Source organism: Paenibacillus sp. 2TAB23 (assembly GCF_052115165.1).
Taxonomy (GTDB): domain Bacteria; phylum Bacillota; class Bacilli; order Paenibacillales; family Paenibacillaceae; genus Pristimantibacillus.
In genome coordinates, this window is record NZ_JBFRGD010000067.1 from 1 (window position 1) to 788 (window position 788).

Sequence of the window (788 nt, forward strand, 5' to 3'; positions counted from 1 at the left end):
GCGAATGACCCGACCGGCCAAGGGCACATCTACTACATTCCGGGTTCGGTGGATTACGGAAGGTACGCAGGCATGATCCGTCAGGACTGGCTGGACAAATTGAACCTGCAGATGCCGACTACGCAAGACGAATATGTTAAAGTACTGGAGGCGTTCCGGGATCAAGATCCGAACGGCAATGGCCAGAAGGATGAGATTCCTACCGGCGGCCGTCAGGAAACGCGTTGGATGGATCACATATTCGCGATGTACGGTGTTGCGATGTTCGAAGGGTATCCAGAGTGGGATTTGTATAATGGCGAATTAACCTACGCAGCGGTAACTCCGAATATGAAAGCGGCCCTAGCGTTTGCTGCGAAGCTGTACAAGGACGGATTAATGGACAAGGAAACGCTGCTGAACGACAAAGCGAAATGGGATGGCAAGATTACGTCCGATAAGGTGGGGAACTACTTCCACTGGGTGGAGCATTTGAATCTCAATCTTGAAAACTTGGCAAAAAATACAGGCGTGAAGGCGGAATTCTCCATTCTCCCGATTCCTAAAGTCGAGGGCTATGAGGGCTTCTATACGTGGAAGCGATTTGCTCCTCCGCAATGGGTCGTCAAGAATACCAAGGATGAGACGAAGCTGAAGGCTACCCTGAAGCTGTTGAATAACATGTACGACAAGGATAACTGGAAAGAAATGTACCTCGGCGTGGAGGGCATGCATTACACGATGAAAGACGGCAAAGCGACCAAGCTGCCGGATGACAAGAGCACGATGGAGAATCAAGTGCTTAATCC

The 788-nt window shown here is 50.4% G+C and carries 1 pseudogene; it reads left to right on the forward strand.

Annotation, left to right across the window (positions count from 1 at the left end):
• Positions 1-788: pseudogene (locus AB4Z29_RS32310) on the forward strand (ABC transporter substrate-binding protein); the annotation flags it as partial.